The sequence below is a fragment of the Rhizobium yanglingense genome (assembly GCF_977109285.1).
The window spans coordinates 1,351,627-1,366,663 of the sequence record NZ_CDSAWY010000005.1 but is presented as its reverse complement, the minus strand read 5'-3'; the positions used below and the strand labels follow the sequence as shown (position 1 = coordinate 1,366,663).

General features: G+C 59.6%; 17 protein-coding genes and 1 pseudogene. 16 read left to right on the top strand and 2 right to left on the bottom strand.

Annotation, left to right across the window (positions count from 1 at the left end):
* Window positions 1-7: 7 nt before the first annotated feature.
* Window positions 8-433, bottom strand: coding sequence for a YcbK family protein (locus ACW4PC_RS16440; protein WP_074066430.1), 426 nt, complete (start codon window positions 431-433; stop codon window positions 8-10).
* A gap of 383 nt (window positions 434-816) precedes the next feature.
* Between ACW4PC_RS16440 and ACW4PC_RS16435 the strand changes: the two genes are divergently transcribed.
* From ACW4PC_RS16435 to trmB, 16 genes and pseudogenes are all read left to right on the top strand, one after another.
* Entirely contained in the window at window positions 817-1,221 is a 405-nt protein-coding gene (locus ACW4PC_RS16435) for a VOC family protein (protein WP_455874462.1), read from the top strand.
* 89 nt (window positions 1,222-1,310) lie between these two features.
* Window positions 1,311-2,375 (top strand): tryptophan--tRNA ligase, encoded by a 1,065-nt coding sequence (gene trpS, locus ACW4PC_RS16430; RefSeq protein ID WP_455874461.1) that lies wholly within the window; start codon window positions 1,311-1,313, stop codon window positions 2,373-2,375.
* Between the two features lie 77 nt (window positions 2,376-2,452).
* A pseudogene (locus tag ACW4PC_RS16425) lies at window positions 2,453-2,945 on the top strand (universal stress protein).
* 127 nt (window positions 2,946-3,072) lie between these two features.
* Window positions 3,073-3,639, top strand: a complete 567-nt coding sequence (locus ACW4PC_RS16420; protein WP_455874460.1) for a NifU family protein — start codon at window positions 3,073-3,075, stop codon at window positions 3,637-3,639.
* 77 nt (window positions 3,640-3,716) lie between these two features.
* Window positions 3,717-4,376 (top strand): tRNA (adenosine(37)-N6)-threonylcarbamoyltransferase complex dimerization subunit type 1 TsaB, encoded by a 660-nt coding sequence (gene tsaB / locus ACW4PC_RS16415; protein WP_455874459.1) that lies wholly within the window; start codon window positions 3,717-3,719, stop codon window positions 4,374-4,376.
* A 2-nt stretch (window positions 4,377-4,378) separates the two neighbouring features.
* The gene (locus tag ACW4PC_RS16410) at window positions 4,379-4,873 is read left to right on the top strand and encodes a GNAT family N-acetyltransferase (protein WP_028739411.1); all 495 of its coding nucleotides are present in this window, start codon (window positions 4,379-4,381) and stop codon (window positions 4,871-4,873) included.
* 37 nt (window positions 4,874-4,910) lie between these two features.
* Window positions 4,911-5,339 carry a Fur family transcriptional regulator gene (locus ACW4PC_RS16405; RefSeq protein ID WP_022713474.1) on the top strand — a complete coding sequence of 143 codons (429 nt, stop codon included), beginning with the start codon at window positions 4,911-4,913 and terminating at the stop codon, window positions 5,337-5,339.
* 30 nt (window positions 5,340-5,369) lie between these two features.
* Window positions 5,370-6,167, top strand: a complete 798-nt coding sequence (locus ACW4PC_RS16400; protein WP_455874458.1) for a lysophospholipid acyltransferase family protein — start codon at window positions 5,370-5,372, stop codon at window positions 6,165-6,167.
* Between the two features lie 49 nt (window positions 6,168-6,216).
* Window positions 6,217-7,638 carry a tRNA (N6-isopentenyl adenosine(37)-C2)-methylthiotransferase MiaB gene (gene miaB / locus ACW4PC_RS16395; RefSeq protein ID WP_455874457.1) on the top strand — a complete coding sequence of 474 codons (1,422 nt, stop codon included), beginning with the start codon at window positions 6,217-6,219 and terminating at the stop codon, window positions 7,636-7,638.
* A gap of 18 nt (window positions 7,639-7,656) precedes the next feature.
* Complete coding sequence (locus tag ACW4PC_RS16390) at window positions 7,657-8,709, top strand: PhoH family protein (protein WP_194728762.1); 1,053 nt, start codon at window positions 7,657-7,659, stop codon at window positions 8,707-8,709.
* The gene (ybeY, locus tag ACW4PC_RS16385) at window positions 8,709-9,224 is read left to right on the top strand and encodes an rRNA maturation RNase YbeY (RefSeq protein WP_455874456.1); all 516 of its coding nucleotides are present in this window, start codon (window positions 8,709-8,711) and stop codon (window positions 9,222-9,224) included. Before ACW4PC_RS16390 ends, ybeY begins: the two co-directional genes overlap by 1 nt.
* Window positions 9,221-10,354 carry a hemolysin family protein gene (locus ACW4PC_RS16380; RefSeq protein WP_455874455.1) on the top strand — a complete coding sequence of 378 codons (1,134 nt, stop codon included), beginning with the start codon at window positions 9,221-9,223 and terminating at the stop codon, window positions 10,352-10,354. The genes ybeY and ACW4PC_RS16380 overlap by 4 nt, the downstream gene beginning before the upstream one ends.
* A gap of 78 nt (window positions 10,355-10,432) precedes the next feature.
* Entirely contained in the window at window positions 10,433-12,037 is a 1,605-nt protein-coding gene (gene lnt / locus ACW4PC_RS16375; RefSeq protein ID WP_455874454.1) for an apolipoprotein N-acyltransferase, read from the top strand.
* 150 nt (window positions 12,038-12,187) lie between these two features.
* The gene (locus ACW4PC_RS16370; protein WP_022713467.1) at window positions 12,188-12,607 is read left to right on the top strand and encodes a helix-turn-helix domain-containing protein; all 420 of its coding nucleotides are present in this window, start codon (window positions 12,188-12,190) and stop codon (window positions 12,605-12,607) included.
* Between the two features lie 180 nt (window positions 12,608-12,787).
* Window positions 12,788-14,041, top strand: a complete 1,254-nt coding sequence (gene metK, locus ACW4PC_RS16365; protein WP_455874453.1) for a methionine adenosyltransferase — start codon at window positions 12,788-12,790, stop codon at window positions 14,039-14,041.
* Complete coding sequence (trmB, locus tag ACW4PC_RS16360) at window positions 14,038-14,739, top strand: tRNA (guanine(46)-N(7))-methyltransferase TrmB (RefSeq protein ID WP_455874452.1); 702 nt, start codon at window positions 14,038-14,040, stop codon at window positions 14,737-14,739. Before metK ends, trmB begins: the two co-directional genes overlap by 4 nt.
* Window positions 14,740-14,749: 10 nt before the next feature.
* On the opposite strand, the gene ACW4PC_RS16355 is transcribed toward trmB, so the two are convergent.
* On the bottom strand, window positions 14,750-15,007 hold the full coding sequence (locus tag ACW4PC_RS16355) for a BQ00720 family protein (RefSeq protein WP_022713464.1): 258 nt from the start codon (window positions 15,005-15,007) through the stop codon (window positions 14,750-14,752).
* Window positions 15,008-15,037 lie beyond the last annotated feature (30 nt).

The window sequence follows — 15,037 nt, the reverse complement described above, 5'->3', positions numbered from 1 at the left end:
GCGGTTATCAGCAATGGCGCCAGCGCCGCTTCGGCCCGATATCGACGTGGACGATGCCGTTGCAGTAGCGCCCGATACCGCCGATACCCGGCGCTGTCTGCGCTGCCGCGACGATCGTCCGTTCCGATAAGCCAGGGACGCGGATGTCGGCTGCGTTGCAATGGCGATGCTGAGAATGCGCACGTCCCGAATGCCGCAGACCAGACGTGACCATCGGTCTTCGGCCGGTCTTGGCGGCGATATGCGCGAGAATGGCTCTGAGTTTCGGCGGGAAGCAGCCGACTTTGACGCTGACGGTCTGAACCGTATAGGGCTGTGACGTGGTGTGTTTAAGAAGTCTTACTGGGGGTTTTTTAGCGTTCTGTGCGCCTGCCTCGGCGTAACAGGACAAAGCGAACAAGCCAGCAAGAACGAGTGATAAAATCGTATGCATGACGTCCCCTCCAGGTAGAGCGCGGCGGGTCTTCCGCCGGGTTCGGATTGGCGCCGAGAACGTTCATTCAAAAAATGGCCAATTTGTGAAATTTTATACTTACTTGAAAAGTGAATCATCCTCATATTGCTGGATTCGATATACAAGGCATAACTCAAATTGAGTATAAAATACTCTCTACCTGTCGATGAAAAACAAGGCCTTGCAACAAGCTTGTATTAGAAGGGCTGTTAAACTTAAGAACGCATTCATAATGCGAAATAGCGGCCCTTAGACGCTGGAGAATGGGGCAATAAAAAGATGCCAATCCTTTCGCACGGCGCTTGCACCTGCCCCACGACGCCGCGACAGATTAAGAAACCCCGGCAACTGGAGGCTTGCAGATGTCCCAATCCCTCTTCCTGGTCACCCTCGTCGTCGACGATTATGATCGCGCAAAAGCCTTCTATTGCGGAGCGCTTGGCTTCGACTGCCTGCAGGACGAAGTGCAGCCGGAAGGCAAGCGCTGGGTGGTGGTCAAACCGAAGGGAGGGGAAGGAGCGGCGTTCCTCCTTGCCAAAGCAGTCAACGAGACACAGAAAGCGGCGATCGGAAACCAAACCGGCGGTCGCGTCGGGTTCTTTTTGAAGACCGATGATTTTGCGCGAGATCATGCCGCCATGCTGGCCAGGGGCGTGCGCTTTTTGGAACAGCCCCGGCATGAGATTTACGGCACAGTGGCCGTATTTTCCGATCCTTACGGGAATACTTTCGACCTGATCCGGCATGCCGCACCGACCGCCCCTTGATTGCAGCACGGAGCGCGTGCATAAGCCGGCGCGTTAGCAACATGGGCGACTGTGCCCTGGGGCCCTCCACCAGCCTAATCGAGGACTACGTGACCGAATTCAAAAAGCTCGTATTTTCTGGCGTTCAGCCGACCGGCAATCTCCATCTCGGCAACTATCTCGGCGCGATCCGCAAGTTCGTGGCGCTGCAGGAAGGCAACGACTGCATCTATTGCGTCGTCGACCTGCACTCCCTCACAGCGCAGCTCGTGCACGACGACCTGCCGGGCCAGATCCGCTCAATCGCCGCAGCCTTCATCGCCTCCGGCATCGATCCGGAAGAGCATATCGTCTTCAACCAGTCGGCCGTGCCGCAGCATGCCGAACTCGCCTGGATCTTCAATTGCGTCGCCCGCATCGGCTGGATGAACCGCATGACGCAGTTCAAGGACAAGGCCGGCAAGGACCGCGAAAATGCTTCCCTCGGCCTGCTTGCCTATCCGAGCCTGATGGCGGCCGACATCCTCGTCTATCGCGGCACGCATGTTCCGGTCGGTGACGACCAGAAACAGCATCTTGAACTTGCCCGCGATATCGCGATGAAGTTCAACCTTGATTATCAGGATCACATTCGCCGTGCCGGCCGCGGCATCGACATTACCGTCGGCGACGAGCCTGTACACGCCTATTTTCCGATGGTCGAACCGTTGATCGAAGGCCCTGCTCCGCGCGTGATGTCGCTACGCGACGGCACGAAGAAGATGTCGAAATCCGATCCGTCCGATCTCTCGCGCATCAATCTGCTGGACGACGAGGAAGCCATCTCGAAGAAGATCCGCAAGGCGAAGACCGATCCGGACGGCTTGCCGAGCGAGGTCGAGGGCCTGAAGGGCCGCCCGGAAGCCGACAATCTCGTCGGCATCTATGCGGCCCTTGCCGACAAGACGAAGACTGAGGTGCTTGCCGAATTCGGCGGCCAGCAGTTCTCCGTCTTCAAGCCGGCGCTGGTCGATCTCGCCGTTCAGGTACTCTCGCCGATCACCGGCGAAATGCGCCGTCTGATGGACGATACGAGCCATATCGACGCAATCCTCCGCAACGGCGGCGAGCGTGCCCGGGCGCGCGCCGAAGCGACCATGAAGGATGTCCGTGACATCATCGGATTCCTCTACTAGGCATGCCGCTGACGGCGAGCTCCCGTGCGATGACGGGGGCTTGCAAATTTCCCGGTTAGGGTGTCAGAGTCCGCGCCATGGTATCAAAGCGACTTCTCACGGCTCGAAGGGCATCGCCGCAAATTCATGGCGGTGATCGATGGCACACCTGAATGTCAAAGCGCTGTGCATTATGCCGGCCGGCGCGCCAAGAATTCCAATGGCGGGCTGGTGCTTGTCTACGTGATTCCCGAGGGCGATTTTCAGCAATGGCTGGGCGTCGAGGAGATCATGCGGGCCGAAGCCCGTGAGGAGGCCGAGGCCGTCGTCGCCAAATCGGCACAGGTGGTTCGCGAAACGATCGGCATCGAGCCGGAAATCGTGATCCGCGAGGGAAGTGCGGTCGAGGAAATCAATGCGGTGATCGAAGAAGACCGCGACATCGCGATCCTGGTTCTGGCCGCAAGCTCCGCCAAGGAAGGCCCGGGACCGCTGGTGTCGTCCGTTGTAGGAAAGGCCGCGGCTTTCCCGATCCCCGTCACCGTGCTGCCTGACACGCTGACGAACGAAGAACTGGATGCGCTGGCCTAAGGCGTGATGCGGAATGCGGTTATTTCTGGAGTCGTTGTCTCTTGATTAGCGCTGCCAATCGGCTTATTTTCTTTTGAAGAATTCTAAAGACGGCCTGAGCGACGACCTGGCCCGCATGGAGAGCGAAATGTTCATTCAGACCGAAGCCACACCGAATCCGGCCACCCAGAAGTTCCTGCCGGGCAAGGTGGTGATGGAGACCGGCACCGCCGAGTTCCGCAGCGCCGAGGAAGCCCAGGCGTCGCCGCTTGCTGCGCGCCTTTTTGAAATCCCGGGCGTAACCGGTGTCTATTTCGGCTATGACTTCATTTCTGTCTCCAAGGAGAACCAGGAGTGGCAGCACCTGAAGCCCGCCATCCTTGGCTCCATCATGGAACACTTCATGTCCGGGAAGCCGGTCATGGGTGATGCCTCCGTGCTTTCGGAAGAGGTTGATGCCGGCGGTGAATTCTTCGATGAGGCCGACGAGACCATCGTGCTCACCATCAAGGAGCTACTTGAAACCCGCGTTCGCCCGGCGGTTGCCCAAGATGGCGGCGACATCACGTTCCGCGGCTTCAAGGATGGCAAGGTCTACCTCAATATGAAGGGCTCCTGCGCCGGCTGCCCCTCGTCTACGGCAACGCTGAAGCATGGCGTCCAGAACCTGCTTCGTCACTTCGTTCCCGAAGTGCAGGAAGTCATCGCCGCCTGACGATTTGTCCAAAATTCGGCCGGCTCAGCATTGCACCGGCTGAATTTGTGGTAGGCTTTTATTCGGAAATTGATGGCATGATTGTTCTGGCGCTCGACACGGCTGGTGTAGATTGCGCTGCCGCTCTCTACGACAGCGGCAGGGATACGGTGCTGGGGGAGGCATCCGACCTGATCGGTAAGGGCCATGCAGAGCATTTGATGGGAATCGTCGACCGCGTTCTCAAACAGGCGGATATGAAACTCGCGATGGTCGAACGCATTGCCGTCACGATCGGTCCTGGCTCCTTTACCGGCATCCGCGTCGGTGTCGCCGCAGCTCGTGGCTTCGGCCTTGCGCTCAACATCCCCACTGTCGGCATCACGACGCTGGAGACTATGGCCGCCGCCCAGCGCGAAAAGACACCTGGCCGCCCCGTTCTTGCCGCCATGGACGCCAAGCGCGGCGAAATCTATCTCCAGAGTTTTTCCGAAGACGGCCCGGCGCTCGATGAACCGCGCGCAGTGACGATCGAGGAGGCGAAAACGATTGCGGCGGCCTTTGCCGGCGAGATCACAGGCTCTGCCGCGCCGCTGCTGAAGCCGGACGCGACGGGCGAACACGCCAATAAGTTTCCAATTTCCATCGTGGCACGCCTTGGTGCAGCCGCCGATCCCGGTTCAGGAAAGCCCAAGCCTCTTTATCTGCGCGGACCCGACGCCAAACCGCAGGCCGGGTTCGCGATCGCGCGAGTGTGACCATGCTGGAATCCTATCTCACCCTGAAGCCCGAATTCGAGATCATCGCGATGGGCAGCGACGATTGCCGCGCGGTCGCTGCGCTGCATGGCGAACGATTTGCCCGCCCCTGGGGTGACGGCGAATTCCACAGCCTGCTCAGCCAGGACAATGTCTTCGGCTTCGTTGCGCACCAGACCAACGCTTTCTTAAAAAAACCGCTGCCGGGCTTCGTGCTTGCGCGCCAGGTCGCAGGCGAAGCGGAAATCCTGTCGATCGCCGTACAGGCGAAGGTTGCCCGTGCCGGCCTCGGCTGGCGGCTCATGCAGGCAGCAATGCGTGAAGCCAAGCTGCGCGGGGGTGAGAGCATGTTCCTGGAAGTCGACGACGGCAATGCCGCCGCCCTCGGCCTGTACCACAAGCTCGGCTTCGAGAAAATCGGCGAGCGCCGCGGATACTACAAGGACGCGAACGGCGCCGTTTCCACGGCGCTTGTCATGAAGCGCGTTCTTCGCTAGTTCCGTTGAGAATTGGAATCTGGAATGAAGGCCGCCAATGACCGACGCAGCCAAGACCCTTGAGGAGCTTTGCACCGAGCGCGGCATGCGAATGACCGAACAGCGCCGCGTGATCGCCCGCATCCTGGAAGAGTCGGCAGATCACCCGGATGTCGAGGAACTTTATCGCCGCTCCGCGAAGGTCGACGCGAAGATTTCGATTTCCACCGTCTATCGGACCGTCAAGCTTTTTGAGGATGCCGGCATCATCGCCCGCCATGATTTCCGCGACGGCCGTTCGCGCTATGAAACGGTGCCGGAAGAACATCACGACCACCTGATAGACCTGAAGAACGGCGTGGTCATCGAATTCCGCTCGCCGGAGATTGAAGCGCTGCAGGAGCGCATTGCCCGTGAGCATGGCTTCCAGCTTGTCGATCATCGGCTGGAGCTTTACGGCATTCCGCTGAAGAAAGACGAACGCTGAGCCGATGACCGCAGCCGCAAGGAGTTCGCGTTGATCGTCTGGCTGCGCATCGCCTATGCCGCGGTCGTCGTCGCTGCCGTCAGCATGCTGCTGATGCCCCTCCAGCTTCTCAGCCTCCATTTCGACTGGAAGCTACGCCGCATTCTTCCGCGCCTATGGCACCGCGCTGCCTGCCATGCCCTTGGCATTCGCGTAAAGGTCCACGGCAAGCTTGAGGGGCGCCGACCGCTGATGCTATGCGTTAATCATGCATCGTGGATGGATATCATGGTCATGTCCTCGGTCGCCGATGTTGCCTTCATCGCCAAGATTGAAGTGCGCGACTGGCCCATCTTCGGCCTGCTTGCCCGGCTGCAGAAAAGCGTCTTCATCGTCCGTGAAGAGAAGCGAAAGACTGGCAATCAGGCAAGCGAGATCGCAGCCCGCATGGCGGACGGCGAGATCATCGTGCTCTTTCCCGAAGGCACGACCTCGGATGGCAATCGCCTTTTGGAAGTCAAATCCTCGCTCTTCGGAGCGGCCGCCATGGCTGTGCCGCACTCGCCGAACGGTTCCGTCCTCGTGCAGCCGGTTGCGATTGCCTATACAAAGGCGCACGGCGTTGCGATGGGCCGCTATCACCGCCCGCTGGCCGGCTGGCCAGGCGACGTTGAACTCGTACCGCACCTGGTTGACGTCGTGAAATGCGCCGCGCTCGATGCCGAAGTCTCCTTCGGCGAGGCGGTCGAATACCGTTCCGATTCGAACCGGAAGGATGTCAGCGCCACCGTCGCACGGCGTATCCGTACCATGCTCCACAGCCGCCTGCGCGGCCGCGACATCTCTTGAGGGAAGATTTCGATTTTCTAGAGGGCAAAAAACCACTAAATAGCCCGCCATGACCCAAGACAGCGCCCTTCTTCCGGCCCCGGAGACCATCCCCAGCGAGGACCTTCGCGATGGCAGCAACAGCCGCAAGGTTTTCATCAAGACCTATGGCTGCCAGATGAACGTCTACGACTCGACGCGCATGAGCGATGCACTCGCCCGCGACGGTTACGAGCAAACGGAGAACATGGATGAGGCTGATCTCGTTCTGCTGAATACCTGCCATATCCGCGAAAAGGCGGCCGAAAAGGTTTATTCGGCGCTCGGTCGTTTGCGCGAGATGAAAAAGAAGAAAGCCGCCGACGGGCGCGAGATGATGATCGGCGTGACCGGCTGCGTTGCCCAGGCCGAAGGTGAAGAAATCCTCCGCCGCGCGCCTGCCGTCGATGTCGTCATCGGCCCGCAGACCTATCACCGCCTGCCGGACGCGCTGCGGCGCGCCAAGCAGGGCCATCGCGTCGTCGATACGGAATATGCACTGGAAGATAAATTCGAGCATCTGCCGATTGCCGAAAACAAGAAGATCCGCTCGCGCGGCGTGACCTCGTTCCTGACGGTGCAGGAAGGCTGCGACAAGTTCTGTACCTTCTGCGTCGTGCCCTACACGCGTGGTTCGGAGATCTCCCGGCCCGTCAGCCAGATTGTCGAAGAGGCGCAAAAACTTGTCGAAGGCGGAGTGCGCGAGATCACATTGCTCGGCCAGAACGTCAACGCGTGGCACGGCGCCGGGGCCAATGGCGAAGAATGGAGCCTTGGCGATCTACTCTATCGCCTTGCTGAAATTCCGGGGCTTGCGCGGCTTCGCTACACCACCAGCCATCCGCGCGACATGGACGACCGCCTGATCGAGGCGCATCGCGACCTGCGGGCGCTGATGCCCTACTTGCACCTGCCGGTGCAGGCGGGCTCGGACCGTATCCTGAAAGCCATGAACCGGCGCCATACGGCAGCCGAATATATGACGCTGATCGAGCGCATCCGCAAAGCCCGCCCCGATATTGCGCTTTCGGGCGATTTCATCGTTGGTTTTCCTGGGGAGACAGACAAGGATTTTGAAGCTACACTGCGTCTGGTGGAGGAGGTTGGCTATGCGCAGGCTTTCTCCTTCAAATATTCGACGCGGCCGGGTACGCCCGGGGCGGAACTGAAGGACCAGGTGCCGGAAGAGATCAAGGCAGAACGGCTCGAGCGCCTGCAGGCGCTTCTCCTCAAGCAGACGCAGCGATTCAACGAATCCTGCATCGGCAAGGAGATCGATTTGTTGCTTGAAAAGCCCGGCCGCATGCCAGGACAGCTTATCGGCCGTTCTCCCTGGCTTCAGTCGGTGAATGTTGATGCAAAAGCATCGCAAATCGGTGACATTATCAAAGTGCGAATCACCGGAACCGGAACGAACAGCCTGTTTGCCGAGTTTGCAGAGGCTGGGGTTTAACCTAGGGAGCTCGACCGCTTGAACGGACAAGAATTGGTTTCTTCTTCACCGCGCCACCCACGCATTGCGAGCGACGCCAATCACTTCGTCCTGACGTTCGAGAACAACCGGTTCGCCAGCGAGCTATTTGGTCAATTCGATCAGAACCTGAAGCTTCTCGAAGAGCGGCTGCATATCGATGCGCGCGCGCGCGGCAACTCCGTCATTATCACCGGTGACGTCGTCGCCACCAACCAAGCCCGGCGTACGCTGGACTACCTCTATGAAAAGCTCCAGAAAGGCGGCAGCGTGGAACGATCCGACGTGGAGGGCGCTATCCGCATGGCGGTTGCCGCCGACGATCAGTTGAGCCTGCCGACCATGGAGAAAAAAGCCAAGCTGACCATGGCGCAGATTTCGACACGCAAGAAGACGATCGTTGCGCGCACGCCGACGCAGGATGCCTATATACGCGCCATGGAGCGCGCCGAACTGGTCTTCGGCGTCGGCCCAGCCGGCACGGGCAAGACCTATCTCGCCGTCGCGCATGCGGCCCAGATGCTGGAACGCGGCGCCGTCGAGAAGATCATCCTTTCGCGGCCAGCCGTCGAAGCCGGCGAGCGCCTCGGCTTCCTGCCGGGCGACATGAAGGAGAAGGTCGATCCCTATCTGCGGCCGCTCTATGATGCGCTCTACGACATGATCCCCGGAGACAAGGTCGAGCGCGCGATCACGGCCGGCGTCATTGAGATCGCGCCGCTCGCCTTCATGCGCGGACGCACCCTCTCGAACGCGGCCATCATCCTCGACGAGGCACAGAACACGACATCGATGCAGATGAAGATGTTTCTTACGCGTCTCGGCGAGAATTCGCGCATGATCATCACGGGCGACCCGAGCCAGATCGATTTGCCGCGCGGCGTGAAGTCCGGACTTGTCGAAGCACTGCATCTGCTCGACGGCGTGGAAGGAATCTCGACGATCCGCTTCAAGGATGTCGATGTCGTGCGCCATCCGCTGGTCGGACGGATCGTAAGGGCCTATGACGCCACCTATACGACGCGGCCGGAAGACGCCGGACCGCAGGTCTGATGGCCGTAATCGATATCCAGGTCAGCATCGAGGAGGGCGACTGGCCCTCGGAGAATGAACTTCAGGCTTTGGCCGAACGCGTGCTGGAAGCGGCTGCGAAGGTTCTCGAAAAAGATGAGGGGCAGAGGTTTCCCAAGACGGCGACGGAGCTTTCACTTGTCTTCACGGATGACGAGGCCATCCGCGTCATCAACGCCGAATGGCGCAAGAAAGACAAGGCTACCAATGTCCTTTCCTTCCCTGCCTTTCCGATAGCGCCGGGACAGATGCCAGGTCCGATGCTTGGTGATATCATCATCGCCAGGGAGACCGTCGAACGGGAAGCGCGGGAGCTCGAAAAATCGTTCGAGGACCATCTATCGCATCTGATGGTGCATGGTTTCTTGCATCTCTTCGGCTACGACCATATGAATAATGACGAAGCCGAAATTATGGAGGGGTTGGAGACTCGCATTTTGGCAGTACTCGGCCTATCTGACCCATACGAGGGTCAAGACCTTAAAATGGAACCATGAGCGACTTTACGACGAAACCGGCGGCGGAAACCAAGGACGCCGATCAATCCTCCTCCTCAGATGAGGCGGGCAGTAGTAGCAGGCATTCAGGACGATCATTCTGGGCGCGTGCCGCCCGCATTCTCCGCCCCCAGCAAGGTTCGCGCATCCGCGAAGATCTCGCCGACGCACTTATGACGAACGATACTGGCGACGATGCCTTTTCGCCCGACGAGCGGGCGATGCTCCACAACATCCTGCGTTTCCGCGAAGTGCGTGTCGCCGACGTCATGGTCCCGCGCGCCGATATCGAGGCGGTCGACCAGAACATCACCATCGGCGAATTGATGATCCTCTTCGAGGAATCCGGGCGCTCGCGCATGCCCGTATATGCCGATACGCTCGATGATCCGCGCGGCATGGTGCACATCCGCGACCTGCTTTCCTATGTCGCAAAGCAGGCACGCAACAAGCGCCGGACAGGCTCCAAGACTGCCAAGCCGCTTTTCGAGATCGCTACAGAGAACATTCAAAAGCCGGTGCGCTCGGCAAAGCCGAATTTCGATCTCGCCCGCGTCGACCTGCAAAAGACGCTCGCCGAGGCCGGCATCATCCGTAAGATCCTCTTCGTGCCGCCGTCGATGCTGGCATCCGATCTGCTTCGCCGCATGCAGGTGAACCGCACGCAGATGGCGCTCGTCATCGATGAATATGGCGGCACCGACGGCCTTGCTTCACACGAGGACATCGTCGAGATGGTCGTCGGCGACATCGACGACGAGCATGACGACGAAGAAGTCATGTTCAAGCGCATTTCCGAAGACGTCTTTGTGGCGGATGCCCGCGTCGAACTGGAAGAGATTGCAGAGGCGATCGGCCCGGATTTCGACATCAGCGAGCAGGTGGACGAGGTCGATACGCTCGGCGGTCTCATCTTCTCCGCCCTCGGCCGCATCCCGGTTCGAGGCGAAGTGGTCCAGGCGCTGCCGGATTTCGAATTCCACATTCTCGAGGCCGATCCGCGCCGCATCAAGCGCGTGCGCATCACCCGCAAGCGTCAGGCGATCCGCCGCCGTGTCAAGGCGGACGGCGACAGTGCGACCGGTGCTGAGGCAACAGACGACCGGACTGCCGAATCCACGTCGAACTGATTTTCGCATGGCACGACAAAGCGCCGCTTTTTTGAAAGACTGCGGACCGGGTTGATTCGCGGCTTGATTGGAGTGCGCATGGAGCGGCTTGCGGACAGGGTCATCCTGGTCTGGGGTTTCAAACGGGCATTGCTGGCAGTCCTGGCCGGCGCATTTGCCGTTCTGGCACTTCCGCCGATCGGCTTTTTTGCTGCGATGTTCCTTTCATTCACGCTCCTCGTCTGGCTGATCGATGGCGCAGCCGCCTCCCCCGAGGCAAGCGTCCTCGGCCGACTGTGGCCCTCCTTCGCGATCGGGTGGCTCTTCGGCTTCGGCTATTTCGTCGCAGGCCTCTGGTGGCTTGGCCATGCGCTGATGATTGACTCGGAAGAGTTTGCCTGGGCGCTGCCGCTGGCAATCCTCGGCCTGCCGGCAGTGCTGTCGATCTATTATGGCCTTGCGGCGGCTGTCGCCCGCACCTTCTGGTCGGACGGGATAGGCCGCATTGCAGCACTTGCCGCAAGCTTCGGCCTCTTCGAGTGGTTGCGCAGCGTCACATTCACGGGTTTTCCATGGAATGCGGTCGGCTACGGCATCATGCCGATGCCGCTGATGATGCAGTCCGCACACGTCGTCGGCACCACGGGCGTGACTGCGCTTGCCGTCTTCGTCTTCGCTGCACCCGCTCTTCTTGGGACGCGGCAGGGTGCGACGGCGGGTGTGGGGCTGGCCGCGCTGCTTTTTGCAGCTCATGTCGGCTACGGCGGCTATGTGCTGCATCTCGCGCCGCAAGCTCCCACGCTGCCGCAGGAGAAACGGCCAGTGATCCGGCTCGTGCAGCCGATGATCGATCAGGCGGCCAAGCTCGACAGCAACGCCGACCGCTCGGCCATCTTCGAGATGCATTTGAAGCTCTCCGCCGAAGCGCCGCTGGACGGCGGAAAGAAGCCGGACATCATCGTCTGGCCGGAGACCTCGATCCCCTTCATCCTCACCGACAACCAGGATGCTCTTGCCCGGATCGCCGATACGCTGGACGACAATCAGATTCTGATTGCAGGCGCCGTGCGGGCCGAAGAGATGGGGCCTGGAAACCCGGTGCGCTACTACAATTCGATCTACGCGTTCGATGGACGCGGCCAGATCGTCGCGGCTTCCGACAAGGTGCATCTCGTTCCATTCGGCGAATACGTGCCGTTCGAGAATATCCTCGACGATTTCGGCATCCAGAATATCGTCGAAATGCCGGGCGGATTTTCTGCCGCGGCAACGCGCCATCTCCTGGAACTGCCGACGGGGCTGAAACTCTATCCTCTGGTCTGTTACGAGATCATCTTTGCCGACGAGATGACCGGCGACATCGCCGATGCCGGTGCAATCTTGAACATCACGAACGACGCGTGGTTCGGCAATACGCCCGGTCCTTATCAGCACTTCCAGCAAGCACGCGTGCGCGCCGTGGAGACCGGTTTGCCGCTGATTCGTGACGCCAACAACGGCATCTCGGCGATCGTGAATGCGCGCGGGCAGATTGTTGCAGGGCTCGGCCTCAATGAGAGAGGGTTCATCGACGCAACCCTTGAGGGATTCGGCAGCGCATCCGGGAACTTGTTTTCGCAACAAGCTTACTTCTGGTTGATTGAAACGCTATTGATTTTGATTGCGTCGATTTCCCGCTTTGGTTTTATTTTCAAGCCGAATTGACCGAAAACCCCTAAAATTGCATAGTGGTGGCGATCGGCGTTGTTAACGTATGCTTGATGATAGGGTTTGCGCCGCTTACAACGTGGCGTTACGGATGGGTCTGGGCACTGCCGGTTTAACCAGGTTGAAAATCTTTGCTAGGGCACGACCATGATTGAAAACAAGAAGAAGCCTAACCCGATCGACATACACGTTGGCAGCCGCATTCGGCTACGCCGTACAATGCTTGGTATGAGCCAGGAGAAGCTGGGCGAGAGCCTCGGCATTACCTTCCAGCAGATCCAGAAATATGAAAAGGGCACGAACCGCGTCGGTGCGAGCCGCCTGCAGAACATCTCGAGTATTCTCAACGTCCCGGTTTCCTTTTTCTTCGAGGACGCCCCGGGCGATCACACCGGTGGATTGACCGGCATGGCGGAAGCGTCGAGCTCAAATTATGTCGTTGATTTCCTCTCTTCCTCGGAGGGGCTTCAGCTCAACCGGGCGTTCGTGAAGATTTCCGACCCAAAGGTTCGCCGCAAGGTCGTGGAGCTTGTCAAAGCACTGGCCGCCGAGGCCGACACGGACTGATCCCTTGAATGCTTCCAGTTTTTTAAAAGGTGGTCGAAAGGCCGCCTTTTTTGCGTTTTAAGGGCAAAATTTATCATTTCGTGGTAGATATAAAGATATATTTATGTCCTTCTGTGCTTGTTTTTCGAACGCGGAATGAGTACCAACTAACGGCTTTTGTTCTTTGAGGGGAATCCCGAAATGCGCGCGAATTATCTTTTCACCAGTGAGTCAGTCGCCGAAGGTCACCCGGACAAGGTGTGTGACCGCATCTCGGACGAGATCGTGGATCTGGTCTATCGTGAAGCGGCCAAGACCGGCGTCAACCCCTGGGGCGTGCGCATTGCCTGCGAAACCCTGGCAACGACGAACCGCGTCGTCATCGCCGGTGAAGTCCGTCTGCCGCCAAGCCTGATGAAAAAGGGCAAGGACGGCAAGGACGTCATCAACCCGTCGAAATTCAAGGCTGCCGCCCGCCGCGCTATCAAGGACATCGGCTACGAGCAGGACGGCTTCCACTGGAAGAAGGCGAAGATCGACGTGTTGCTGCACTCGCAGTCTGCCGATATCGCTCAGGGCGTCGACAACGCCGCCGACCAGCAAGGTGACGAAGGCGCCGGTGACCAGGGCATCATGTTCGGCTACGCCTGCAAGGAAACGCCGGACCTCATGCCGGCGCCGATCTACTATTCCCACAAGATCCTGCAGCTGCTTGCCGCAGCCCGCAAGAAGGGCGACGGCGATGTTGCCAAGCTCGGTCCGGACGCCAAGAGCCAGGTGACCGTGCGCTACATCGACGGCAAGCCGGCCGAGGTGACCTCGATCGTTTTGTCGACCCAGCATCTCGATGAGAGCTGGGATTCCAAGAAGGTTCGCGCCGTCGTCGAGCCCTACATCCGCGAAGCGCTGGGCGATCTGCCGATTGCCAAGGATTGCAACTGGTACATCAACCCGACGGGCAAGTTCGTCATCGGCGGTCCGGACGGCGATGCTGGTCTCACCGGCCGCAAGATCATCGTCGATACCTACGGCGGTGCAGCTCCGCACGGCGGCGGTGCGTTTTCCGGCAAGGACACGACCAAGGTCGACCGCTCGGCGGCCTATGCTGCCCGCTATCTTGCGAAGAACGTCGTTGCCGCAAGCCTCGCCGACCGCTGCACGATCCAGCTTTCCTATGCGATCGGCGTTGCTCAGCCGCTGTCGATCTATGTCGACCTGCACGGCACCGGCAAGGGTGTGACGGAAGACCAAGTCGAGGCGGCGATCCGCAAGAACATGGATCTGTCGCCGACCGGTATCCGCCGTCACCTCGACCTCAACAAGCCGATCTACGCCAAGACCTCGGCCTATGGCCACTTCGGCCGGAAGGCGGGCCGTGACGGTTCGTTCTCATGGGAGCGCACCGACCTCGTCAAGGCGCTGAAGGAAGCCGTGAAGCTCCGGGAAGCAGCATGACGGATATGGAGCGTCGGGGGCGCGCGACCGAGGCATTCTTCGGTCGCCGCAGGGGGAAGGCTCTCCGCGAACATCAGGCGGAAAGACTGAACACCCTGCTCCCGGCATTCCTCATCGACCTTTCAGCGGCTCCACCAGAGCCGCTGAGAAACCTCTTTCCGGTTCCGGCTGAACGGCTGCGCCTGGAAATCGGCTTCGGCGGTGGCGAACATCTGATCCACCGTGCGCTGGAAATGCCCTCGACCGGCTTCATCGGCGTCGAACCCTTCATCAATTCCATGCAGAAACTGCTGGCAAGCATCGAGACGAAGGGTGCAAAGAATATCCGCGTCTATGATGACGATGCAACGCAGCTGCTCGACTGGTTACCGAACGGCTGCCTGGATCACATCGATCTGCTCTATCCCGATCCCTGGCCGAAACGGAAGCATTGGAAACGGCGTTTCGTTTCCAAGACCAATCTCGCCCGTTTCCATCGCGTGCTGAAGCCGGGCGGGCTCTTCTGCTTCGCCTCGGACATCGATACCTACGTGAATTGGACGCTATTGAAGTGCCGCGATCACGGCGGCTTCGACTGGCTTGCGGAAAACGCCGCCGACTGGCTGACGCCCTATGAGGGCTGGCCGAGCACACGCTACGAGGCCAAGGCCCGGCGCGAGGGCAGGTCCTCCGCCTATCTGACATTCAAAAGGGTCTAAGCCTGCATCTTTAGTGCAGGCTGACCGTCTTCAATTCGTCTTCAGCCGCCTTGAAGAAGGTGCTGGAGCGATTGTCCGTGAGCAGGATCGGCGTTCCGTCTGCGCCGAAGAGGGCCCAAAGGTCCACGCTCGGATCGATATCCGGTGCTTCGGGGAAGCACTTCGAAACCTCGTCGTTGCGCATTTTGCGGATATAGGCGACCTCGCCGTTGCCGATACCGGCAAGTTCGGACTTGGTCAGGTGAGAATTCGCTTCTTTCATCAACATTCCTGTTCCTCCGGGAGAAGGGACCAACAG

Excerpts from the sequence above, each read along its gene's own strand:
- ACW4PC_RS16440 (WP_074066430.1), bottom strand. The coding sequence starts at position 433 with ATGCATACGATTTTATCACTCGTTCTTGCTGGCTTGTTCGCTTTGTCC.
- ACW4PC_RS16435 (WP_455874462.1), top strand. The coding sequence starts at position 817 with ATGTCCCAATCCCTCTTCCTGGTCACCCTCGTCGTCGACGATTATGAT.
- ACW4PC_RS16420 (WP_455874460.1), top strand. The coding sequence starts at position 3,073 with ATGTTCATTCAGACCGAAGCCACACCGAATCCGGCCACCCAGAAGTTC.
- tsaB (WP_455874459.1), top strand. The coding sequence starts at position 3,717 with ATGATTGTTCTGGCGCTCGACACGGCTGGTGTAGATTGCGCTGCCGCT.
- ACW4PC_RS16410 (WP_028739411.1), top strand. The coding sequence starts at position 4,379 with ATGCTGGAATCCTATCTCACCCTGAAGCCCGAATTCGAGATCATCGCG.
- ACW4PC_RS16405 (WP_022713474.1), top strand. The coding sequence starts at position 4,911 with ATGACCGACGCAGCCAAGACCCTTGAGGAGCTTTGCACCGAGCGCGGC.
- miaB (WP_455874457.1), top strand. The coding sequence starts at position 6,217 with ATGACCCAAGACAGCGCCCTTCTTCCGGCCCCGGAGACCATCCCCAGC.
- ybeY (WP_455874456.1), top strand. The coding sequence starts at position 8,709 with ATGGCCGTAATCGATATCCAGGTCAGCATCGAGGAGGGCGACTGGCCC.
- ACW4PC_RS16380 (WP_455874455.1), top strand. The coding sequence starts at position 9,221 with ATGAGCGACTTTACGACGAAACCGGCGGCGGAAACCAAGGACGCCGAT.
- lnt (WP_455874454.1), top strand. The coding sequence starts at position 10,433 with ATGGAGCGGCTTGCGGACAGGGTCATCCTGGTCTGGGGTTTCAAACGG.
- ACW4PC_RS16370 (WP_022713467.1), top strand. The coding sequence starts at position 12,188 with ATGATTGAAAACAAGAAGAAGCCTAACCCGATCGACATACACGTTGGC.
- metK (WP_455874453.1), top strand. The coding sequence starts at position 12,788 with ATGCGCGCGAATTATCTTTTCACCAGTGAGTCAGTCGCCGAAGGTCAC.
- trmB (WP_455874452.1), top strand. The coding sequence starts at position 14,038 with ATGACGGATATGGAGCGTCGGGGGCGCGCGACCGAGGCATTCTTCGGT.
- ACW4PC_RS16355 (WP_022713464.1), bottom strand. The coding sequence starts at position 15,007 with ATGTTGATGAAAGAAGCGAATTCTCACCTGACCAAGTCCGAACTTGCC.